This window comes from Loigolactobacillus bifermentans DSM 20003 (genome assembly GCF_001434575.1).
GTDB lineage: Bacteria > Bacillota > Bacilli > Lactobacillales > Lactobacillaceae > Loigolactobacillus > Loigolactobacillus bifermentans.
Window position 1 is genome coordinate 1 of sequence record NZ_AZDA01000062.1, and the last position, 291, is coordinate 291.

Consider the following 291-nt stretch of genomic DNA (forward strand, 5'->3'; position numbering starts at 1 on the left):
TCTTTTTGCGTAATCTGCGTTACTAAATTTGTTCAAGTTATTTCTTGCAATCTGCCAAATAGATTTAGTAGCTAGTTTAAATTCGTGAGCAATCATTTCTGGTGACCAGCTTAGACGTAAATGGTTTAGAATGGTTTGCTTTAATTCGTCACTCAGTTTAGTTTTCCGACCACATCGTGATCGCTTGTATTCGGCAGCTGTTTGCGCTAATTCAGCCTGATAAGGTTCACATCGAGATAATTCATAAGAAATTGTTGACGGTGATCGGTTCAGCCGAACGCCCATTTGGAT

1 pseudogene is annotated in these 291 nt (G+C 39.2%); it reads right to left on the bottom strand.

From position 1 onward, the window contains the following. Positions 1-291, bottom strand: a pseudogene (locus FC07_RS08125) (IS30 family transposase); the annotation flags it as partial.